The organism is Amycolatopsis pigmentata, assembly GCF_042684065.1.
Classification (GTDB): Bacteria; Actinomycetota; Actinomycetes; order Mycobacteriales; family Pseudonocardiaceae; genus Amycolatopsis_E; species Amycolatopsis_E pigmentata.
Genome location: NZ_JBHUKR010000029.1, coordinates 179,705 through 201,348 on the forward strand (window position 1 = coordinate 179,705; position 21,644 = coordinate 201,348).

The 21,644-nt window shown below is 69.7% G+C and carries 20 protein-coding genes and 1 pseudogene; 3 read left to right on the forward strand and 18 right to left on the reverse strand.

Annotated elements, in window-relative coordinates:
* Nucleotides 1–51: 51 nt before the first annotated feature.
* Both ACFSXZ_RS40350 and ACFSXZ_RS40355 read right to left on the reverse strand, forming a co-directional pair.
* A complete protein-coding gene (locus ACFSXZ_RS40350; protein ID WP_378271749.1) occupies nucleotides 52–1,260 on the reverse strand; it encodes a winged helix-turn-helix domain-containing protein in 1,209 nt (402 codons plus the stop codon).
* Nucleotides 1,261–1,330: 70 nt separating this feature from the next.
* Entirely contained in the window at nucleotides 1,331–3,802 is a 2,472-nt protein-coding gene (locus tag ACFSXZ_RS40355) for an alkaline phosphatase family protein (protein WP_378271751.1), read from the reverse strand.
* Nucleotides 3,803–3,930: 128 nt separating this feature from the next.
* Here ACFSXZ_RS40355 and ACFSXZ_RS40360 point away from each other — a divergent pair, with 128 nt between their 5' ends.
* Nucleotides 3,931–4,491: a GNAT family N-acetyltransferase gene (locus tag ACFSXZ_RS40360; RefSeq protein WP_378271752.1), complete on the forward strand. Its 561-nt coding sequence runs from the start codon at nucleotides 3,931–3,933 to the stop codon at nucleotides 4,489–4,491.
* Between the two features lie 321 nt (nucleotides 4,492–4,812).
* Here ACFSXZ_RS40360 and ACFSXZ_RS40365 read toward each other — a convergent pair.
* Nucleotides 4,813–5,670 (reverse strand): annotated as a pseudogene (locus ACFSXZ_RS40365) (glycosyltransferase family 87 protein); the annotation flags it as partial.
* Between the two features lie 80 nt (nucleotides 5,671–5,750).
* A complete protein-coding gene (locus ACFSXZ_RS40370; protein WP_378271754.1) occupies nucleotides 5,751–6,263 on the reverse strand; it encodes a GtrA family protein in 513 nt (170 codons plus the stop codon).
* A 129-nt stretch (nucleotides 6,264–6,392) separates the two neighbouring features.
* On the opposite strand from ACFSXZ_RS40370, the gene ACFSXZ_RS40375 reads away from it, so the two are divergent.
* The gene (locus ACFSXZ_RS40375) at nucleotides 6,393–7,013 is read left to right on the forward strand and encodes a hypothetical protein (protein WP_378271755.1); all 621 of its coding nucleotides are present in this window, start codon (nucleotides 6,393–6,395) and stop codon (nucleotides 7,011–7,013) included.
* Nucleotides 7,014–7,021: 8 nt separating this feature from the next.
* On the opposite strand, the gene ACFSXZ_RS40380 is transcribed toward ACFSXZ_RS40375, so the two are convergent.
* From ACFSXZ_RS40380 to ACFSXZ_RS40435, 12 genes are all read right to left on the reverse strand, one after another.
* Nucleotides 7,022–7,474 (reverse strand): tetratricopeptide repeat protein, encoded by a 453-nt coding sequence (locus tag ACFSXZ_RS40380; protein ID WP_378271757.1) that lies wholly within the window; start codon nucleotides 7,472–7,474, stop codon nucleotides 7,022–7,024.
* Entirely contained in the window at nucleotides 7,471–8,208 is a 738-nt protein-coding gene (gene dapB, locus ACFSXZ_RS40385) for a 4-hydroxy-tetrahydrodipicolinate reductase (protein ID WP_378271759.1), read from the reverse strand. The genes ACFSXZ_RS40380 and dapB overlap by 4 nt, the downstream gene beginning before the upstream one ends.
* Entirely contained in the window at nucleotides 8,205–9,548 is a 1,344-nt protein-coding gene (locus ACFSXZ_RS40390; protein WP_378271760.1) for a M16 family metallopeptidase, read from the reverse strand. Before ACFSXZ_RS40390 ends, dapB begins: the two co-directional genes overlap by 4 nt.
* 116 nt (nucleotides 9,549–9,664) lie before the next feature.
* Nucleotides 9,665–11,884, reverse strand: a complete 2,220-nt coding sequence (locus ACFSXZ_RS40395) for a polyribonucleotide nucleotidyltransferase (protein WP_378271761.1) — start codon at nucleotides 11,882–11,884, stop codon at nucleotides 9,665–9,667.
* A 259-nt stretch (nucleotides 11,885–12,143) separates the two neighbouring features.
* Nucleotides 12,144–12,413 carry a 30S ribosomal protein S15 gene (rpsO, locus tag ACFSXZ_RS40400; protein ID WP_378271764.1) on the reverse strand — a complete coding sequence of 90 codons (270 nt, stop codon included), beginning with the start codon at nucleotides 12,411–12,413 and terminating at the stop codon, nucleotides 12,144–12,146.
* 86 nt (nucleotides 12,414–12,499) lie between these two features.
* Nucleotides 12,500–13,057, reverse strand: coding sequence for a 2'-5' RNA ligase family protein (locus tag ACFSXZ_RS40405; protein WP_378271766.1), 558 nt, complete (start codon nucleotides 13,055–13,057; stop codon nucleotides 12,500–12,502).
* 73 nt (nucleotides 13,058–13,130) lie between these two features.
* Nucleotides 13,131–13,610, reverse strand: a complete 480-nt coding sequence (locus tag ACFSXZ_RS40410) for an XRE family transcriptional regulator (protein WP_378271767.1) — start codon at nucleotides 13,608–13,610, stop codon at nucleotides 13,131–13,133.
* Nucleotides 13,611–13,748: 138 nt separating this feature from the next.
* On the reverse strand, nucleotides 13,749–14,702 hold the full coding sequence (locus ACFSXZ_RS40415; RefSeq protein WP_378271769.1) for a bifunctional riboflavin kinase/FAD synthetase: 954 nt from the start codon (nucleotides 14,700–14,702) through the stop codon (nucleotides 13,749–13,751).
* Nucleotides 14,703–14,802: 100 nt separating this feature from the next.
* A complete protein-coding gene (truB, locus tag ACFSXZ_RS40420) occupies nucleotides 14,803–15,714 on the reverse strand; it encodes a tRNA pseudouridine(55) synthase TruB (RefSeq protein ID WP_378271771.1) in 912 nt (303 codons plus the stop codon).
* A gap of 42 nt (nucleotides 15,715–15,756) precedes the next feature.
* Nucleotides 15,757–17,076 carry an MFS transporter gene (locus tag ACFSXZ_RS40425; RefSeq protein ID WP_378271862.1) on the reverse strand — a complete coding sequence of 440 codons (1,320 nt, stop codon included), beginning with the start codon at nucleotides 17,074–17,076 and terminating at the stop codon, nucleotides 15,757–15,759.
* 187 nt (nucleotides 17,077–17,263) lie between these two features.
* Nucleotides 17,264–18,568, reverse strand: a complete 1,305-nt coding sequence (locus ACFSXZ_RS40430; protein ID WP_378271773.1) for an MATE family efflux transporter — start codon at nucleotides 18,566–18,568, stop codon at nucleotides 17,264–17,266.
* A gap of 132 nt (nucleotides 18,569–18,700) precedes the next feature.
* Nucleotides 18,701–19,699: a DHH family phosphoesterase gene (locus tag ACFSXZ_RS40435; RefSeq protein WP_378271775.1), complete on the reverse strand. Its 999-nt coding sequence runs from the start codon at nucleotides 19,697–19,699 to the stop codon at nucleotides 18,701–18,703.
* Nucleotides 19,700–19,732: 33 nt separating this feature from the next.
* On the opposite strand from ACFSXZ_RS40435, the gene ACFSXZ_RS40440 reads away from it, so the two are divergent.
* On the forward strand, nucleotides 19,733–20,755 hold the full coding sequence (locus tag ACFSXZ_RS40440; protein ID WP_378271776.1) for a TRM11 family SAM-dependent methyltransferase: 1,023 nt from the start codon (nucleotides 19,733–19,735) through the stop codon (nucleotides 20,753–20,755).
* Between the two features lie 60 nt (nucleotides 20,756–20,815).
* On the opposite strand, the gene rbfA is transcribed toward ACFSXZ_RS40440, so the two are convergent.
* Both rbfA and ACFSXZ_RS40450 read right to left on the reverse strand, forming a co-directional pair.
* Nucleotides 20,816–21,283 (reverse strand): 30S ribosome-binding factor RbfA, encoded by a 468-nt coding sequence (rbfA, locus tag ACFSXZ_RS40445; RefSeq protein WP_378271778.1) that lies wholly within the window; start codon nucleotides 21,281–21,283, stop codon nucleotides 20,816–20,818.
* 60 nt (nucleotides 21,284–21,343) lie between these two features.
* A complete protein-coding gene (locus ACFSXZ_RS40450) occupies nucleotides 21,344–21,637 on the reverse strand; it encodes a DUF503 domain-containing protein (RefSeq protein WP_378271779.1) in 294 nt (97 codons plus the stop codon).
* Nucleotides 21,638–21,644 lie beyond the last annotated feature (7 nt).

Sequence of the window (21,644 nt, forward strand, 5' to 3'; positions counted from 1 at the left end):
GGGGGTGGTGAGGGGCGTTCACCCGGTCATCCGGAGTGAACGCCCCTCACCTCACTTCGTCACGGCACGCAGGGCCGGGGCGAGATCGCCCCGGGTGCCGACGGCGACCCCGTCCAGATCGAGCCAGGCGGCCATCAGGCGGAGTTCTCCGGCGAGTTCCACCGCGACCCGGGGCAGGTCCACACCGGGTTCGGCGAAGGCGCCCTGGACCCGGAGCAGGCCCGCCGCGCGGTCGGCCTTGAGGTCCACCCGGGCGACCAGTTCGCCGTCCAGCAGGAACGGGAACACGTAGTAGCCGTGCACCCGCTTGGGCTCCGGCACGTAGATCTCGATGCGATACCGGAAGTCGAACAGCCGCTCCGTGCGAGCTCGCTCCCAGATGAGCGGATCGAACGGGCACAGCAGCGCGCGGCCGGTGATCCGGCGGGGGGCTCGCGCGCCGGCGTGCCGGTAGGCCGTGGAGCGCCAGGTGTCCACCCGCACCGGCAGGAGGACCCCGGCCTCGACCAGTTCGTCCACCGCCTGCCGGGTGACCTCGGGACCGAGGCGGTAGTAGTCGCGCAGGTCGGTCTCCGTGGCCACGCCCAGCGCGCTCGCGGCGCGGGAGATCAGCTCCCGGGCGCCCTCCTCCGGGTCGACCCGGCGGGCCAGTTGTTCCGGCGGCAGCACCCGCTCCGGCAGGTCGTAGAGCCGTTCGAAACCGCGGCGCGTGCCGGTGGTCAGCCGGCCCGTACCGAACAGCCACTCACAGACCTTCTTGACCTCCGACCGGTCCCACCACGGGCCCTTGACCCGCTTCGACTCCCCCGCCACCTCGCGCTCGATCCCGCCGGCGCCGATCGGGCCGAACTCCTTGACCACGGCCAGGATGTCCTCGGGCAGCGAAGGGGAGCGCTCGACGATCGGCGCGTAGTTGCGCCACCAGCCGGGCCGCTTCGCGCCCGAATGCAGGAGCGGCCAGTCCTCGACGGGCACCAGGCTGGCCTCGTGTGCCCAGTACTCGACCAGCATGCGGGGCCGGCGGGCGCTGTGCGACCAGGCCGCCTCGTCGATCAGGGACCGGTCGTAGCTGCCCAAACGAGAGAACAGCGGCGCGTAATGCGCTCGTGCCACCACGTTCACCGAATCCAGCTGGATCAACCGCACCCGGGACAGCACCCGCTTGAGGTGCCGCCGGGTGGCCGCCTCGGGCCGGGCGTCGGCAAAACCCTGGGCGGCCAGCGCGACGCGCCGCGCCACCGCCACACTCATCGTCTCCATCGCCGCACATGCTGCCACCCCCCACCGACAAAAACTCAGTGCCTTTTGAACGCGCCCGGCCGACGGTTCCTCACACCACCGCGATGGAGGCGGGCTGGGAGGACAGGCCGAGCGGGATCGTCGCGGCCACCCGGAGATCGCCCAGGGTGACCGCCTGCACGGTCGACGAAGCGTTCGTCGCCACCCAGAGGGTGTCCGCGGTGACGCGGATCCCGGTCGGAACGTGACCGACCGGCACCGTGTCGACCACCGCCATCCTGCCGGTGTCGATCACCGAGACCGTGTTTTCGTTTGCGTTGGCGGCGTAGGCGAAGGCGCCGTCGGGGCGGACGGCGACCTGCCACGGCGCGCGGCCGCAAGCGATGCGCCCCACCACCTTGTCCGACACGGTGTCGAGCACGGCGATGGCGTCTTCCCACGGCAGCGTCAGGTACAGGTGCCTGCCGTCCGGTGCGACCGTGAGTCCGTTCGCGCGGGCGAGCGAGGGTAGCGTGGTCCGCACCATCCGGCTCGCTGTGTCCACAATAGACAGACCGGTTTCACCGGCCACGAACAGCTTGGCACCGCCCGAGGAGACCGCGACCGCGCGCGGGGCGGAGCCTGTCCTGATCTCACCGGCCACCGAGCCGACCGCCTTGCCCGCCGCCACTTCGAGGACCGAGACGATGTCCGCGTCACTGGCCGCCACATACGCGGTCCGGCCGTCTGGCGACAGCGCGATCCCGTGTGGTCCCTGCCCCACTTTGAGCGTCCCGATGAGCTTGTCGGCCGACGGATCGACCACGGAGACGGAATCGCCGCCGGAGCTGGTGACGAAGATCTTCGAGCCGTCGGGCGCCGCCACGATGCCGTAGGGGTTGGCCCCCGAGTGGATGGCCTTGACCAGTTTGTACGTCCCGGTGTCGATGACGCCGACCGAGTAGGAATTGAGCATCGTGACGTAGGCGTGCGACGCGGTGCTCTTGGCCGCGCCCGCCGCCGCGAAGGCGGCCACGGGAATGCCGGGGAAACCCGCGCCCGCCACGCCGCGCGGAAAGTCCGCGCGGTGCGTGGTCAGCGTTTCGAGCACACGGCCCGGAGTACGCGGGCGCGCCACCGGGATCGACGTGGCTCGTGGAGCGGCGGGTACCGGCGGACGACCGCTCGGCTCCTGGTGTGGCGGAACCTGGTCCGCCCCGGGAAGGGGCAGGTGCGGCAGGGTTTCCACGTCACGTTCGGCCCGCCGGAAATGGTCCTTCGTTTTCGGCAGGTCCGGGAACGGCCGGCCGGCCGACTGCCCCAGCACCGAGGTCAGGTCGCCGAAGGTTTCCCGCCGCCAGGCACTGATGTTCGGCTCCCGTACCCCGGTGCACAGCTCCATGAACCGCAGGATCGAGGTGTGGTCGAACCTTTCACGCGCCACCCATCCGCCCTGCGTCCACGGCGAGACGATGACGCAGGGCACCCGGAATCCCGCGCCGATCGGCAGGCCGCCGACGAACTCGTCCTCGGTTCCCGGCGGCGGGGTGGGCGGAGGCACGTGGTCGAACAGCCCGTCGTTCTCGTCGTAGGTGACGATGACGACCGTCTTGCGCCAGACATCCGGATTGGCCGCGATGGCGTCGAGTTTCCGGGCCACGAAGTCTTCGCCCGCGGCCGGGAGGTAGTCCGGGTGCTCGCACTGGGAGGCGGTGGGGATGACCCACGAGACGGTCGGCAAGCGGTCTTCACGCGCGTCCCGGTCGAACTGGTCCGCCGGGCCGATCGTCATGCCGTGCCGGTACAGCGGCGAACGGGAATCGGAATTCTGGAAGTTGTCGAAGAACTCCAGCACGTTGCAGCCGAAGTCGTCTTCCTCCTGGTAGACGTGCCACGAGACGCCGGCGTCGGTGAGCCGCTCCGGGTAGGTCGTCCAGCTGAACGGTGCGGTCATCGCGTTGCTGATGACCGGCCCACCGTTCGCGCCCGCCGGGTCGATGGTGCCGCTCATCAGATAGAGGCGGTTGGGCCAGGTGGGGCCGAGCACCGACGAGTGGTAGGCGTCGCAGACGGCGAACGCCTCGGCGAGCGCGAAGTGGAACGGAATGTCGTCCCGCGTGTAGTAGCCCATCGTGTAGGGGCCGTACGCGTTGCCGTCGGCCTTGCGGTGCGCCGGGAGCCAGTTGTCCATCTTGCCGTTGTTCCACGCCGCGTGTTGCACCGAAAACGCGTGGCTGGTGGAGGGAATCGCCTGCGCGCTGCTGGTGCGGGTGTCGAGGTGGAACGGAAGCAGATAACCGGCCGGATTCCCGGGATCGGGCTGATGGAACACCGATCTGCCGGTGGACAGCGTGATCGCGTCGGGGTCGTCGAATCCGCGGACACCGGGCAGCGTGCCGAAATAGTGGTCGAACGAGCGGTTTTCCTGCATGAGCACGACGATGTGCCGGATGTCGGACAACTCCCCGGCCGCTGGTGAGGCGGCCAGCATCTTCCGCAGGTTGGGCGGCAGCGCGGCGATCGCGGCCGCGCCGGCCGCCGCGACACCGGTCTTGAGCATCACGCGCCGGTTCAGCGCCGCCATGGGACCACTCCTCGTTCCCGGCGCGTGCCTCAACGCGCCCGCCACTCACGCGGCACACGTCTGCCGCGCCTGCCTCCAACACGCTGCCCGCGGCGGTCGGGTTCGGGAGAGTTGTCTATGTTCGACACGTGAGCACCGCCGAAGTCCGCGCCGCCGTCGCCGGGGACGCCACCGAGATCGCCCGCATCCAGCGCGTCACCTGGCGCGCCGCGTACGCCGATCTGCTGGGCGAGGCGGTCCTGGCCCAGCTCGACTCCGCCGAGCCGGAAGAACGCTGGGCGAGCGCGATCGAGCATCCGGACACCACGGTCCAGCTTGCCACCGAGGGCCGGTTCGTCGTCGGCTTCTGCGTCGCGGGGCTCGCGCCAGCCGAGGACGTCGCCAGCGCGTCGGGGGAGCTGCCCGCCGACGCCGGGCGCACCGGCCTCATCGCGACCATTCTGGTCGAGCCGCGCTGGGGCCGTCGCGGGCACGGAAGCCGCCTGCTCGCCGCCGCCGCGGACGAACTCCGTCAGCGCGGCGCCGAGCGGGGCATCACCTGGGTCGCCGAGTCCGATCCGGCGTCACTGAGCTTCTTCCGGCGTGCGGGCTGGCGACCGGACGGCACCGTTCGAACCCTTGACACCGGCGAACGCAGGCTGCGCGAGCTCCGCATCACCGGTGAGCTCGAAGTCGTGCTCGTCGGCTGAGCGCCGCCGCCCACGGAACCACCGGACCGTCATCACGATCAGGAAGACCACCGCGATGATCTGGTAACTGCTGCCCGCGACCTTCTGCGGGAAACTCCAGATCTGATATTCCAGCGGCACCTGGTAGTGCGGGGCCAGCCAGAGGATCAGGCACCCGGCCCAGCCACCGAACAACAGCCAGAAATCGTGCTTCTGGTAGCCCATCACCAGGATCAGCGCGGCCGTCGGCAGCGCGAGGATCCAGTGGTGCGACCACGAAATCGGGGACAGCAGCAGGTCACCGGTCGCGTTGACGCCCAGCGCCAGCGGCAGGTTGCGGTCGGCGAGCGCACGCTGGGTGCCGAGCACGGTCATGCCCGCCACGGCCAGCACCGAAAGGCCACCGACCACCGCCAGCGTGGAACCGCTCAGGCCCAGCTTGACGTAGCTGGACACGACCGCTTCGTTCGCGTGGATCGGCCCGATGTTCATCCCGGAGGCGTGGAAGATCCGGTCGGTCCAGTACAGCCACGAGTCACCGGGCATCAGCACGAACGCGATCGCGGTCATCAGCAGGAAACTCAGGAAGCTGACGACCACCGCGCGGAAGTCCTTGCGCAGGAGGAAGATCAGCACGAAACCGGCGGGGGTGAGCTTGATCGCCGCCGCGATGCCGATCAGCGCGCCGCGCGGCCACTTCGGGTTCGGCCACAGCACGTCCACCGCGACCAGCATCATCAGCAGAACGTTGATCTGGCCCCAGAAGATGGTGTTCGCCACCGGGTGGGCGACCACCAGCACGCAGCACGCCGCCAGCACCATCCACGGCTTGGCCAGCATGCCGCGCAGTTCCGGCGAGGTCTTGCGGTAGGCCAGCACGATCGGGATCAGCCCGAGGCAGGTGACGCCGGTCAGCAGCGGGTAACCGATGCTCGGCGGAAAGATCGCCAGCGGGGTGAACACGACCGCGGAGAACGGCGGATAGGTGTAGGGCAGCGCGCCACCCACCGGGGAAACCGGGAGCTGGGTGTAGATCGAGTGGCCGTGCAGGAAGGTGTCCGCACCGAGCCGGTAGACATCGACGTCGGTCGGCCATTTCACGATACCGTGCGCGTAGTAGGCCATCGCGCAGAAGAACACGACGGCCAGCGCCAGCTCGAAAACCAGCCGCAGCCGTTCGGCCGTGCTGCCCTGCCTCATCGTCGAGATGACAGATCCCAAATCGCCACTCCCAGGTCCCGGCCACGAGGACGCATCACACAAACACCACGCGGCAGCCTTTATCTTGGCCGCCCACGACTCACCCGCTCCGGGCGGGGTCCCTGTAGGCGTGCGCGGGAAAACACGATCCAGCGCATCACGCAGTACAGGAACACGCCCTCGCAGGCACCCGCGAGAATCCGCGCAAGATGGTATTCGACCCCCGTCACGGCCAGTCCGGCGCCCACACCGAGAATGAAAACCACGTAGTTGACGCCGATCGCGATCGCGTAGAGCACGGCCTGCCTGCCCATCGGCGCGTGCGACCGGAAGTTCATACTCCGGTTGAGGACGAAACTGAGAGCGAAAGCACAGACGTACGCGACGGTGACACTCACCGGGAGTGGAAGTCCGAACACGCTGCGTGCGACCGTGAGCAGGGTCAGATCGACGCCGAAGGTGAACCCGTTGATCAGCGCGAAACCCACCAGACTGGGCGCAACCACCGTGTCCAGGCCGAAGGGCAGGTGGCGCACGACGGCGGCGCAGAAGGACGAAAACAACTCTGGGGCACGCCGGACGTCTATTCGCACGCGGGCAGGATGTCAGCGCCAGGTGTCCGGAAAGTGTCGCGGCACGACCGCGCATGGTAGGGACAGCTCCACTGTGCACTCCCGCGGTGACTGTTAGCGTCGCAGGAAACCACTCTGGAGGGCACCGGCATGTTCGGCTGGTTCTGCGTGACCGTCGGCGTCGCGCTCGGATCGGCCTTGCTGCCGCTCATCAGCGTCGAGGTCTTCGTGCTCGGCCTGGTGACCGAAAACCCCCGCGTGCACTGGGCGATGATCGGTGCCGCGGTGGCGATCGGCCAGGTGGCCGGGAAACTGCTCTATTACCTCGCCGCGCGGGGCTCGATCCGGCTGCCCTCGTTCCTCCACAACCAGGCGCACCGTGAACGCCCGATGCTGCGCCGTTCGTCACCGATCCGACGGCAGCCACGGCGGAAACGGTTCGCTACCGGCGAGTCGGATGCGGATCGTATCCGCCTTCTTTCGGTCGGATCGGTAACGCCGCGACGGGAAGCATGGCGGGCACGCACGAAGGGACTGCGCGCCAAGCTGGACGGGCTCCGCGAACGATGCCACCGGCATCCGGGGTGGATGGCGGTGACGTACACGGTGAGCGCGCTGGTCGGCCTGCCGCCCTACATGGCGATGACGGTGCTCGCCGGATTCGCGCGGATGCGGATGTCGCTGTTCATCGGCGCGGGCCTGGCCGGGCGTTTCGCGCGCTACAGCGTTCTCGCCGCCTCACCGGCGCTCTTCGCGGGCTGGATGCACTAGCGCCTGTGTCAAGCGGCGTTCCGCCGCTCTTCCAGTTCGACGGCTTTGCGCATGGTGGCGCGGGCGCGGCGGCGGTCACCGGCGATGTCGTAGGCGTAGGCGAGGCGGTACCAGGTCCGCCAGTCGTCCGGATGCCGTTCCACCTCGGCGCGCCGCTCGTCGAACCAGGCGTCCGCGGCCTGGCGATCGACCCGCCCGGACGGCATCCGCGGCAGGTCCGACACGTCGGGCAGCCCGTCCTCGGCTTCGAGCCGGCGCGTGAGCCGCTGGATCCGCAGACCCGACCGCCAGGTCGCGGCCACCGTCCAGACGCCGACCACCGGCAGGAGCAGCACACCGGCCCCGAGCGCCACGCCGGCCGGGGTACCGCTTCGCAGCAACGCGACCCCGCGCTCGGCCAGAAGCACCAGATAGACCGCGAGCGCGGCGGTGAGCAGCAGGGCAGTGGTACGCGCCTTCACAGGTCGAGCACGTTCTCCAGGCCGACGGTCAGGCCCGGACGGCGGAGGACCTCCCGCACGCCGAGCAGGACCCCGGGCATGAACGACGACCGGTCCATCGAGTCGTGCCGGATGGTGAGGGTCTCGCCCTCCTGCCCGAACAGGATCTCCTCGTGCGCGACCAGGCCGGGCAACCGGACGGAGTGCACGCGCACGTCGTCGACGGTGGCGCCGCGGGCGCCGTCCAGCTCGGTCGTCGTGGCGTCCGCACCGGGCTCCAGCCCCGCCTCACGGCGTGCCTCGGCGACCAGCCGCGCGGTGTGCGCCGCGGTACCGGAGGGGGCGTCGGCCTTGCGGTTGTGGTGCAACTCGATGATCTCGACCGACGAGTAGAACCGGGCGGCCTGCTGGGCGAACCGCATCGCCAGCACGGCGCCGAGCGCGAAGTTCGGCGCGATCAGCACGCCCGTGCCGGGCCGCTCGGCCAGCCACCCGCGCACCGACGCCAAGCGCTCCTCGGTGAAGCCGGTGGTGCCGACCACGGCGTGGATGCCGTGCTCCACGGCGTAGGCCAGGTTGTCCATCACCGCGGCGGGATGAGTGAAGTCGACGACCACCTCGGCCTCGGACAGGGCATCGAGCGCGTCGCCGTCGTCGACCTCGGCGACGACCTTCATGTCCGGGGCGGCTTCCACGGCCTTCACCACGGTGGCGCCCATGCGGCCACGCGCACCCAGCACACCAACGCGAATCACGCGATCACCTCGTGCAGATCGTCCGGGAGGTCGTCGTTGTGAGCGTACGGGCCGACCACGGCGCCCACCGAAACGCCCGCGGACCGGAACAACCCGCGCGCCAGGTCGTAGACCTCGTCCGCGGTCACCGCGTCGATGCGCGCCACCGTCTGGTCGACGCCTTCGTACAGGCCGTAGTTGAGTTCCTGCTTGCCGATCCGCGACATCCGGGACGCGGTGTCCTCCAGGCCGAGCACCAGCCCGCCCCGCAACTGGCCCTTCGCCCGGGCGACTTCCGCGTCGGTGAAGCCTTCCTTGCCGACCTGGCCGAGCACATCGCGCAGCACACCCGCGACCTCGCCCAGGCGATCGGGCTGGCATCCCGCGTACACGGACAGATAGCCCGTGTCCGCGTAGTTCGCGACCGACGAGTACACCTGGTAGGCCAGCCCGCGCTTCTCCCGGATCTCCTGGAACAGGCGCGAACTCATCCCGCCACCGAGCGCGGCGTTGAGCACACTGAGGGCGTAACGGCGTTCGTCGTGACGCGAAGGCGTGCGCAGCCCGACCATCACATGCGCCTGCTCGGTGTCGTCGGTATGCAGCACCAGACGCCGCTCGGTCCTGATCCGCGCGGTGCCGCGGCGCGGCGGCAGCGGAGTGTCCGAACCGGACAGACGGGCACGCAATGCCTTGCGCGCCAGGCGAATCACGCGTCCGTGGTCGATGTTCCCGGCCACCGCCAGCACCATGCGCGGGAGCCGGTAGCGACGGCGGTAGAAACCGCGCAGCGCCGTCGCGGACATACCGGTGATGGACGCCTCGGTGCCCAGCACCGGCCTGGCCAGCGAGTGTCCACTGAGGACGTTCTCGGCGAACGTCTCGTGCAGCAGGTCCTCGGGATCGTCGTCGCGCATCGCGATCTCTTCGAGCACCACACTGCGTTCGGTCTCCACGTCGGAGTCCGCGCAGAGCGCCTCGAACACCACGTCGGTGACCAGGTCCATGGCCAGCGGCAGGTCCTCGTCGAGCACCTGCGCGTAGTAGCAGGTGTGCTCCTTGGCGGTGAACGCGTTGAACTCGCCGCCGACCGCGTCGATCTCCTCCGCGATCTGGGTGGCGCCGCGGTTCGTGGTTCCCTTGAACAGCAGGTGTTCCAGGTAGTGCGCGGCACCGGCCACGCTGATCGGCTCGTCCCGCGAGCCGACACCGACCCACAGTCCCACGGTCGCCGAGCGGACACCGGGCACGTGCTCGGTGATCACCCGCAAGCCACCGGGAAGAACGGTGCGCTTGACGCCCTCGTCGAGCGTTCTGGTGCTGCCGATCGGCTGCTCGTAGCCCGGTGTCTGTCGCCGCATGGGTCCCTTATGAGTCGCAATTCCGCTCTGACGGCCCGCCCCCTCACCCGCGGGGTCCGGGGGCTTGCCCCCAGCGGTTCTGTGGGGGACCGTGCCCCCCACAGAACCGGCCTTGGTCACTCGGCCGGCGTTTCCGCCTTCTCGTCCTCGTCCTTGACCACGGTCAGGCTGATCTTGCCACGGTTGTCGATGTCGGCGATCTCGACACGAAGCTTGTCGCCGACGTTGACCACGTCCTCGACCTTCCCGATGCGCTTGCCGTTGCCCAGCTTGGAGATGTGCACCAGGCCGTCCTTGCCCGGCAGCAGCGAGACGAACGCGCCGAACGCGGCCGTCTTCACCACGGTGCCGAGGAAACGCTCGCCCACCTTCGGCAACTGCGGGTTGGCGATGGCGTTGATCTTGTCGATCGCCGCCTCCGCCGACGGGCCGTCGGCCGCGCCCACGTAGATCGTGCCGTCGTCCTCGATGGAGATGTCGGCGCCGGTCTCCTCGGTGATCGAGTTGATCATCTTGCCCTTCGGGCCGATGACCTCGCCGATCTTGTCGACCGGGATCTTCACGCTGGTCACGCGCGGGGCGTACGGGCTCATCTCGTCGGGGCTGTCGATGGCCTCGGCCAGCACCTCGAGGATGGTCAGCCGGGCGTCCTTCGCCTGCTTGAGGGCAGCACCCAGAACTTCACTGGGAATGCCGTCGAGCTTGGTGTCCAGCTGCAGCGCGGTGATGATGTCCTTGGTGCCCGCGACCTTGAAGTCCATGTCGCCGAAGGCGTCCTCGGCACCGAGGATGTCGGTCAGCGCCACGTACTCGGTCTTCCCGTCCACCTCGTCGGAGACCAGGCCCATCGCGATGCCGGCCACCGGCGCCTTCAACGGCACACCGGCGTTCAGCAGCGCCATGGTGGACGCGCAGACCGACCCCATCGATGTCGAGCCGTTGGAACCCAGCGCCTCCGACACCTGACGGATCGCGTAGGGGAACTCGTCCCGCTTGGGCAGCACCGGCACCAGCGCGCGCTCGGCGAGCATCCCGTGCCCTATCTCCCGGCGCTTCGGCGAGCCGACGCGCCCGGTCTCCCCGGTGGAGAACGGCGGGAAGTTGTAGTGGTGCAGGTAGCGCTTGGTGGTCTCCGGGGACAGCGAGTCGATCTGCTGCTCCATGCGGAGCATGTTCAGCGTGGTGACGCCGAGGATCTGGGTCTCGCCGCGCTCGAACAGCGCCGAGCCGTGGGCCCGCGGCACGACCGCGACCTCGGCCGCCAGGCTCCGGATGTCGGTCAGGCCACGGCCGTCGATGCGCACCTTGTCCCGCAGGATCCGCTGGCGGATCAGCTTCTTGGTCAGCCCGCGGAACGCCGCGCCGATCTCCTTGTCGCGGTCGGCGAAGGCCTCGCCCTCGCCGAGCCCGACCTTCTCCAGCAGGCTCGCCTTGACCTCGTCGATCGCGGCTTCGCGCTCCTGCTTGGGGCCGATGGTCAGCGCGCGCGACAGGTCGTCGGTCGCGATGGCGGCGACGGCCTCGTAGGCGTCGGGCTGGTAGGCCGGGTACACCGGGAACTCGGAGGTGGGCTTGGCGGCCACTTCGGCCAGCCGCTGCTGCGCCTCGCACAGCGAGCGGATGAACGGCTTGGCGGCGTCCAGCCCCTCGGCCACGGTCTGCTCGTCGGGGGCCTTGGCACCGCCGGCGATCAGGTCGAGGGTGTGCTCGGTGCCCTCCGCCTCGACCATCATGATCGCGACGTCGTCACCCACCACACGGCCCGCGACGACCATGTTGAAGGTCGCCGTCTCCAGCTGCGACCAGGTCGGGAAGGCGACCCACTGGCCCTCGATCAGTGCCACGCGCACGCCGCCGACCGGGCCCGAGAAGGGCAGCCCGCTGATCTGGGTCGAGGCCGACGCCGCGTTGATCGCGAGCACGTCGTACGGGTCCTCGGGGTGCAGGCTCTGCACCGTGACCACGATCTGGATCTCATTGCGGAGGCCGTCGGCGAACGACGGGCGCAGCGGCCGGTCGATCAGGCGGCAGGTCAGGATCGCGTCGGTGGAGGGACGGCCCTCGCGGCGGAAGAACGCGCCCGGGATACGGCCCGCGGCGTACATCCGCTCCTCGACGTCCACCGTCAGCGGGAAGAAGTCGAAGTGCTCCTTCGGGTGCTTGGAGGCGGTCGTCGCGGACAGGAGCATGGTCTCCTCGTCCAGGTAGGCCACTACGGCCCCGGCGGCCTGACGGGCCAGCCTGCCGGTCTCGAAGCGGACCGTGCGGGTACCGAACTTGCCGTTGTCGATGACGGCTTCGGTTTCGTGCACGGCGATGCCGCTTGTTTCAGTCATTGTCGTAACTTCTCCTCGTTCGTACGGGCGCGCGCACACCCCACAAGGAGCGAAACCGGTCATCGATCGAAGCCCTCGGGACCTCTCCCGGGAGCCACTACCGAGGACCGGCATCCCTTCTCCCCGCGTGTGCGCGGCCCTGTCCTCTTTCTTGCTGTGTTACCAGGGGCGAACGGGGCGCACCACCCTGGCGCCGGATCCGTTCCTCCCGATGTGGGAGAGGGGGAGCGACCGGGCGGTCACTCCCCCTCTCCGCGTGTCATCGGCGAAGGCCGAGTCGCTGGATGAGCGACCGGTATCGTTCGATGTCGACCTTCTTCACGTAGTCCAGCAGCCGGCGGCGACGGCCGACCAGCAGCAGCAGGCCACGGCGAGAGTGGTGGTCGTGCTTGTGCATCTTGAGGTGCTCGGTGAGCCCGATGATCCGCTTGGTCAGCAGGGCCACCTGCGCCTCGGGGGAGCCGGTGTCCGAGTCGTGCAGGCCGTACTCGGTCAGGATCGACTTCTTCTCTTCGGTGGACAGCGCCACGCTGTGTTTCTCCTCTTGTCACGTGCCGTGTTGGTAAGACGGTACCGGCCGCCACGGACCGCAGCCGGACCCAATGAGCCAGGATATCAGTCGCCGCCCGGTCCACCCCGGCCGGAGGGCAGGGCGAACCGCTCGACCACCGAATACTTCGACGGTCCGGAATCCTCACCGGCGGTCCGGTCACTGCGCACGAGCACGACCTCCTCGGCCGTCCACGAGTCACTGGCATAACCCGAGAGCCGACGCGGCAGTTCGGGCGGGACCTCGTTCCGCGTACGGGCGACGGTCAGGTGCGGCAGGTAAGGACGGTCGGCCCCGGCACCGGCCGCCATCGCCAGCTCGGTCAGCCCCTCGCCGTACACGCCGAGGTAGAGCACGTGGGCGAACGACCCGGCGCCCTCCAGCCGGAGCGTGGGTGCGGGCCGTCCGGCGAGCTGGTCCCGCAGCCACTTCGCCCGCGTGGACGGATCGTCGTCGCCGGCGTAGAAACCGAGCGTGACATGCCAGGTCGCGGGATCGGCCCACCGGACGCCGTCCGGCGACCCGGGCCCGGACACGCCGGACAGCTCGGCCCGTAACGATTCCACGATCGCGGCCGGGGGGAACAGGGCGGAGAACAACAGCATGCTCACGGTGTCATTCATACCGCGAGGAAGCAGCCGGACACAGCGTTTCGTCCGTTTGCGCGCCCCCACGAGGTGTCTCGGCCGGGGACGGTCACTCCGGAAAGCCGGCCCGGCGAAGCAGGTCCGCCAGCGCCGGAAAGTCCTGGTCGAGACGTTTGGCGGCCTCGGTGAGGTCCTCGTCCTCGGCGACTTCCCGCAACGCGACCAGTACGTGCTGGTCGTCGGCGACGGCCCCGACCGGAATGCTGTCGCGCCCGACGGTGGGGCGGGAGTCCCGGACGTCCTCCAGCGCGGCGGTCAGCGCCTCCTTGCGCCCGGCCGCCACCTCGGGGATCAGGCACTTGCGCTCGAGCATGATCATCCTGGCCAGCACGACCGGGTTGCCGATCTTGGCGCGGCGTCCGCTCATCACCTGGCTGAGCATGGGCGCGCTGATGCCCAGAACCTCGGCGAGGAAGGCCTGCGACACGTTGAACGCGACCACCAGCCGCCGGACCCGGTCGCCGAGCGGCTCGCCGTACCACTCACGCTGCAGGGCTATGTTGCGCTGGACGATTTTGTGGTCCTCCACCTTATGCCCGCTCCCCTAGTTCGCGGTGAGGATCCGCCTCACCCCAGTAGCTTTCTGCATCTTGCCAGGCAGGACAGCTCGCCCGGGGCGGTTTCGCCCAGCCGTTAGCAAATGCACTCGAACCACTCGAGTGGGTCTCTAGCGGAGGATGGCGCGGGTGCGGGCCACGTCGTCGTCGATCTGGGCGACGAGATCGGGCACTGAGGTGAACCGGATCTGGTCACGGAGCCTGCTGACGAAGTCCAACGCCACGTGCTGGCCGTAGAAGTCCTCCTCCACGTCCAGCACGAACGCCTCGACCGTGCGCTCCCTGCCCGAGAAGGTGGGATTCGAGCCGACCGACACGGCCGAGGCCAGTTTCTTACCGGGATCGGCGGCGCGGACGAACCAGGCCGCGTAGACCCCGTCGGCCGGGACGGCGGCGAAACGCGGAGTGGACAGGTTGGCGGTGGGATAACCGAGATCGCGGCCCCGGCCGTCGCCGCGGACCACGATGCCTTCCAGCCGGTGTGGCCTGCCCAGCGCGGCGGCCGCGGCGGTGACGTCTCCGGCGTCGATGCACGACCGGACATAGGTGGACGAGAAGGTGATCTCGACCGGCTCACCGTTGGGCACGGCGTCGCCCTGGAGTTCGGCACCGTAGGTGGCGAAGCCGAAGCGGCGGCCCAGTTCGGTCAGCAGGCGCACGTTCCCGGCGGCCTTGTGACCGAAGGTGAAGTTCTCCCCCACCACCACGGCGGCCACGTGCAGCCGGTCGACGAGCACCTCGTGCACGAACTCGTCCGCGGTGAGCCGGGACAGTTCGAGCGTGAACGGCAGCACGGCGAACACGTCGACCCCGAGTTCCTCGACCAGCTCCGCCTTGCGCCGCAAGGTGGTCAGCTGGGCGGGATGGCTGCCCGGCCGCAGGACCTCCGACGGGTGCGGGTCGAAGGTGAGCACCACGCTCGGCAGGTTGCGCTGCTTGGCGAGTTCGACGGTGCGGCCGATGAGGGCCTGGTGCCCCCGGTGCACGCCGTCGAACACACCGATCGTGACCACGCATCGGCCCCAGCCGCTGGGGAGTTCTTCGAGACCACGCCACCTCTGCACGCTCTCACCCTAACCGAAACACTTCGCGTTACCTTTCAGCCCGCCCGCCGCCCACGACCGCCCTCAACCGAAACGCTTCGCGTCGCTTTTTCAGTCAGAATCAGGCCGGGGCGAGGACGACGATCGAGCGGGACACGCCACCCGCGTCCACGGCGAGCGCGACCGCGCGGCCGTCGGGCGCGAACACCCCGTAGGTGCCTTCGATCCCGGACGCGCGGATCTGCTGTCCATATTGGACGGACTTGGCCGCGCGCGCGTCCACGTCGTAGCGCGGGAAGGCGGCGGCAACCGCGCTGTCGAGGTCGTGGGAGAGCGTGGGGTCCGCTTCGAGCTGTTCGAGAGTGCGCGCCGCGGCGAGGGTGAACGGCCCCACGGTGGTCCGGCGCAGCGCGGCCAGGTGCCCCCCGACGCCGAGCGCGCGGCCGAGATCGCGGGCCAGCGCGCGGACGTAGGTGCCGGACGAGCACTCCACGACCGCGTCGAGTTCGAGGTGGTCGCCTTCGCGCCGGATGGCCAGCAGGTCGAAACGGTGGACCGTGACCGGGCGTGCCTTGAGGTCGACCTCCTCGCCCGAGCGGACGCGGGCGTACGCGCGCTTTCCGGCGACCTTGACCGCGCTGACCGCGCTGGGCACCTGCTCGATTTCCCCGGTCAGCGCGGCGATTCCGGCCGCGATGGCGTCGTCGGTGACCGCCGCCAGCGCGGAGGGATCCGCTGTGGACAGTCGCTCGCCCTCGACGTCGTCGGTGGTCGTCGCGGACCCGAGAGCGAAGGTGGCGAGGTAGGTCTTGCGATCGAGGGCGAGGTGCCCGAGCAGCTTCGTCGCGCGTTCGACGCCGAGCACCAGCACCCCGGTCGCCATCGGATCGAGCGTGCCGGCATGGCCGACCTTGCGCGTGCCCATGATCCCGCGGACCCGTGCCACCACGTCGTGCGAGGTCATGCCCGGGGACTTGTCGACGACGAGCAGACCTGGGCCGGGCGCGGGACGGGATCGTCTCTCTTCGGGCACGGCTGAACTCTAGGACCGTGCTTTTCCCCGCGTGCGAGCGGATCAGGCTGCCGCCGCGGTCACGGCCTCCGGGACGTCCCAGGGCCGCCGCCGGATGGCGACCGGGACGGCTTCGCCACGGGCCTCGGCCACGAAGAGCGCGGCACGGGCGCGCCGCCACCAGACCAGCACGCGGAAGGTGCCGAGCGCCAGCGTCGCGACCACGGCCAGGAAGGCGATCCGGAAGTCACCGCGACCCGCCTGCAGCAGCAGGCCGATGGCCAGCGCGGTGACCGTGGTCGCGACGAACCCGCCGACGTTGACCACGCCGGTGGCCGTGCCGACCCGGCCCAGCGGGTTGTAGTCGCGCGCCAGGGCGAAGCCGATCATCGAAGCCGGGCCGCCGAGGGACAGGAAGGCGAAGCACGGCATCAGCACCGCCAGCGGAATCCGGCCCGGGTAGGACAGCAGCAGCGTCCACACGAGCGCGGCACCGGCGAGATAACCGCCGACCATCGGCATGCGCCAGACCGGGCGCACCGAGATGGTGGTCCCGACCAGCGGGCCGCCGAACATCGAGCCGAAGACGAACACGGTGAGCAGCGCGCTGGCCACCGCGGGCGGCACGCCCTGCGCCTGGACCAGGAACGGCATGCCCCACACCAGGGTCAGCACGTTGGGCGCGAACATGGTGGCGAAGTGCACCCAGAACCCCAGCCGGGTGCCCGGAATCCGCCACGCGGTGAGCACCTGGCGCGCCACCGTCCGTCCGTCCACCCGGGGAGCTTCCGGCCGGGAGGTGCGGGAATGGGCCGGTGAGTCGTGGACCCGGACCGCGACGACGGCCGCGTAGACCGCGGTCACCAGGCCGGCCACCAGGAAGGTGGGGGTCCAGCCGGGACCGCCGAGCAGCAGGGTCAGCGGCACGGTCGCGGCGAGGTTGCCGAGGAAGCCGAAGACCGTGGTGAGCGAGGTGACGACCGCGTACTGACGGCCCGGGAAATGCGCGGCGACCAGCCGCAGGACGCTCACGAACGTCAGCGCGTCGCCGAAACCGATCACCCCTCGGGCGATCAGGCCCAGCGCGTAGGAGTGCGCGAGCGCCACCAGGATCTGGCCGAGGCCGAGGAACAGCAGGGCCGCGGTGAGGATCTTCCGCGGCCCGTACCGGTCGACCAGGATCCCGGTCGGGATCTGCATGGCGGCGTACACGCCCACCTGCAGGACGGTGAAGGTGCCGAGCGCGGCCGCGCCGACGTGGAACCGGTCGGCGGCGGCGAGTCCCGCGACCCCGAACGAGGTGCGGTGGAACACGGCGAGGAGATAGACGGCGGCTGCGGTCGACCAGATCAGCCACGACCGGCGCGTGGCCTTGCCGATCACGGGTGCCTGCTGGAGCGGCACGGAGTGTTTCCTCCCAACGACTTTCACGGTGTACGAAAGCCGCGCCCACGGATCTGGAGAACGCGGCCCAGACGCCGGCGTTGCCGTCCCGATCAGTTCATCGCCGGAGAGGCCGCGATCCTTACCCGGAATCCTCGTGGTTTCGGCCACACCGTCCACAGTGGAATTACCGGACGGCGCCGGTGACCGCCCACTGGCCGGACCGCCATCGCACCACCACCGCGGCCAGGCGCAGCACCATGAACAGCGACAGCCCGGTCCAGATGCCGGTCAGCCCCCAGCCGAGCACGAGCGAGATCCAGATCAGCGGGAGGAACCCGAGGATCGCGCCGCCCAGGGTCGCGGTGCGCAGGAAGGCCGCGTCCCCGGCGCCGAGGAGCACGCCGTCCAGCGCGAACACCACCCCCGCGATGGGTTGCAGGGCGACGAAGAACCACCAGGCGTTCGGGATCTGGCCGAGGACGCCGGGATCGGTGGTGAACGCCCGCGGCAGGACGCCCGACACCGCGGCGAAGGCCAGGCAGAGCGCGCAGCCGAAGATCAGGCCGTAGCGGGTGATCTGGGTCGCGATGCCCCGTGCCTGCCGGCCGTCCCCCGCGCCGAGCGCGGCGCCCACCAGGGACTGCGCGGCGATCGCGACCGAATCGAGCACCAGCGACAGGAAGGTCCACAGTTGCAGGACGATCTGGTGGGCGCCGACCGCGGCGGTCGAGGTCCGTGCCGCGACCGCCGCGGCCGAGACGAAGCAGGCCTGGAAGCCCAGGCTGCGCAGCACCAGATCGCGGCCGAGGCTCAGTTGCGCGCGCATCACCGCGAAGCGGGGCCGAAGGGAAACCCCTTGCGACACAAGGGCTCGCAGGAAAAGTCCCGCGGAGATCACCTGCGCCGCCACGTTCGCCACCGCCGACCCCTCCAGGCCCCAGCCCGCCCCGTACACCAGCACGGGACACAGCACCGCCGAAATCCCGTTGCCCGCCAGGACGAACCGCAGCGGCCGCATCGCGTCCTGCACTCCGCGCATCCAGCCGTTCCCGGCCATCGTGATCAGGATCAGCGGCGCCCCGAACAGGGCGATCCGCAGCCAGGACAGTGCCGCGACCGCGACGTCACCGCCGCCGGAGAGCGCCCGCGCGATGGGCCCGGCCAGTGCTTGGCCCGCGACCAGCAGCACGGCGCCGACCACGATCGCCAGCCAGGTCGCCTGCACGCCCTCGCCCACCGCGTCGGCCCGCCGTCCGGCTCCGTGCAGCCGCGCGGTGCGCGATGTGGTGCCGTAGGAGAGGAAGGTCAACTGGGTCGACACCTGGGACAACACCACCCCGCCGAGCGCGAGCCCGGCCAGCGGCAGCGCCCCGAGGTGCCCCACCACGGCCGTGTCGACCAGGACGTAGAGGGGTTCGGCGGCGAGGACACCGAGCGCGGGAACGGCCAGTCCCCAGACGCGTTTCGCGGGAACCTGATCGACGCTCACCGGACCCAGCGTAACTGACTATCTCAAAAACAACAGTCACATTTTGCGGAGCATCACAGCGTTTGTTCAGGACGCGCCCACAGGGGCCTCACACCTCACCACCACGAGCAACCTCACCTAAGAACAGCGCTCTCACATCAACGGCGCGGCGGACAGCACTTCCCGGATCTGGGCAAGCGCTTCCTCGGCGGTGCCGTACAACGTGCATCCGGAGGCGAGCTGGTGCCCACCGCCACCCAGCCGCCGCGCCGCCGCCGACACGTCGATCTTGCCGACCGCCCTCAGGGAAACGGTCCATTCGCCCGGCCCCTGCTCCTTGAACACCGCGGTCACCTCGGCCTCCCGAGTCGAACGCACCACGTCGACCACCCCCTCGACCTCCTCCATCCGGACCGTGGCCGCGACCTCCGCGGTGACGATCGCGTGCACTAGCCCCAGCCCTTGTGCGGCTTCCGGTTCGAGCCGGGCGGTCGCGAGCACTCGCGACAGCATCGGCAGCCAGGCGAACGGGTGGTCGTCGACGATCTCACGGGCCAGCCGGTAGGGATCGACACCGGCTTCGAGCAGCCGCGCGGCCATCGCGTGCGTGGCCGGGGTGGCGCGGCGAAAACCACCCGTATCGGTGACAAGGCCGGCATAGAGGCATCGGGCGATCGGCTCATCGAGCGTCACCCCGAGTTCGTCGAGCACCTTCAGCACCAGCACCGCGGTGGCCTCGGCCTCGACGTCGACCAGGTGATGTGTCCCGTAGAACTGGTTCGACGCGTGGTGGTCGATGACGAGCACCGATCCCCCGGCCGCGCGCGTGCCCTCCACCCGGTCGGCCAGGCTGCCGAGCCGGGCCGGACTCGGCGTGTCCAGGCAGATCAGCAGCGGCGCGCTCGCCGGAACCTCGGCCGCCGGCACCGCCAGGCCCCCGTCGTCCAGTCCGCGCATGCTCTCCGGAACCTCGTCCGGGATCGCGAACGACACCCGCACGGTCGCGCCGCGCCGGGACAGCGCGCGGCCCAGGGCCAGCGCACTGCCGAGCGCGTCGGGGTCGGGACGGACGTGGGCCAGAAGGGTGACGTCACGCGCCCCGCGCAGAAGCTCGGCGATCGCGGGAAGGTCGTGCTGGGCAGGCGTGCTCATGCCTCGCAAATTACCAAGTTACGCTGTCGGGCGATGTTCGACTACGCGATCCTCGTCTACCCGGCCGCCAACCGGGTCTATGCCGACGCCTCCCCCGCGCTGCTGCGCGCCGAGTTGGCGGCGTTCGGCCCGGCGCTGAGCACCGAACCCGGCGAGGTGACCGAGCGGGAGCTCGGCGGCGTCGGCTACGTCACCTTCTCGACGGCCGAGCGACTGTCCGAAAAGGACGTCGCACTGCTGTCGAATCTCTCGTCGCTGTACGCCCTGTTCGAGCTGAGCGAGGACCTCCTGCGGCCGGTCCGCATCCGGCCGCTCGACAAGTTCGACTCGGACCTGCTGACGATTCAGAAGTACCAGGGCAAGACGAACGAGTTGTTCACCAAGCTTCTCCTGAACGTCACCATTCTGTCCACAATAGACGGCTTCGGGCGGCGACAGCACGTACTGGATCCGTTGTGCGGCCGGGGAACCACGCTCAATCAAGCCATGATGTACGGCTTCGACGCCACCGGTGTCGAACTCGACCGCAAGGACTTCGAGTCCTACCAGAAGTTCATCGTGACCTGGTTGCGCGGCAAGCGGATCAAGCACACGGCGGAGTCCGGCCAACTGCGCCGGAACAAGGTCAAACTCGGGCAGCGGCTGGAAATCGAGTTCGGCCTGACCAAGGAGGCCTACAAGGCCGGGGAAACGCGCCGGATCACCTATCTCAACTGCGACACACTGCTCACCACGGAGCTGCTGCGCGCGAACTCGGCCGACGTGATCGTCACCGACGCGCCCTACGGCGTCCAGCACGGTAGCCATCAGGCCGAAACCCTGTCCCGCAGTCCCCGCGAGTTGCTTGCCGCCGCGGTCCCGATCTGGGCTCGCGCGCTCCGGGCCGGAGGCGCGATCGGCCTGTCGTGGAACACCCACGTGGTCAAGCGCGACGAACTCGCGGACATCCTCAAGGACGCCGGGCTCGAGGTCCGCACCGACCTCGCCGACTTCTCCCACCGGGTCGACCAGGCGATCCTGCGGGACCTGATCGTGGCCCGGAAACCCCGGTCCTGACCCGGTCCCGCGCTCGGTCACCGGCCCCGAGGGCGACCGCATCGAACGCTGGCAACCGGCCTAGGGCTCTTCGTCGAAGTCGGCGTCCTCGTCGTCTTCGCGCGGAGCGCGGTAGGGGTCGGGGTCGCCCGCGTGCCGGGCGCTGGTGGCCCGGCGGGCGACTTCCGCGTCCGCTTCCCTTGCCTTGGCAAGGAGATCTTCGATGTGCTTCGCGGTGTCCGGAATGGTGTCCGCCACGAAGGTCAGAGTCGGCGTGAACCGCACGCCCGTGCCCTGCCCGACCTTGCTGCGCAGGACCCCGCGCGCCGATTCGAGCGCGGCCGCCGCGCCGGCGAAGTCGGGGACCGAGTCCAGTTTTTCCCCCAGCACCGTGTAATAGACCGTCGCGTCATGCAGGTCCGCGGTGACCTTCGTGTCGGTGATGGTCACGTAGTTCAGGCGTGGATCCTTGATTTCGTGTTCGATCGCCGACGCGACGATCTGGGAGATCCGCTTCGACAGCCTGCGTGCGCGTGCCGGATCGGCCATGGCGCATCCCCTCTCTCACTCTTTTCCCGTCCTGGCGCCGATTTCTCAGGCCGGCCGCGCTCAGTCTTCGGGCCCGAGCAGCCTACGGCGCGTGGACAGCAACTCCAGTTCGGGCCTTCCCGCGACGAACCGCTCGCACTCGTCGAGCACGTCACGGACGTGCGCGCCGTCGGCGGCCACCACCGCCACTCCGATCAGCGCGCGCCGATGCAACTCCAGATGTCCGGCCTCGGCCACGGCCACCTCGAACCGCTTGCGCAGCTCGGCGATCAGTGGCCGCACCACCGACCGTTTCTGCTTCAGCGACCGCACGTCACCGAGCAGCACGTCGACCTCGAGCGCCCCTACGTACATTCTCTTC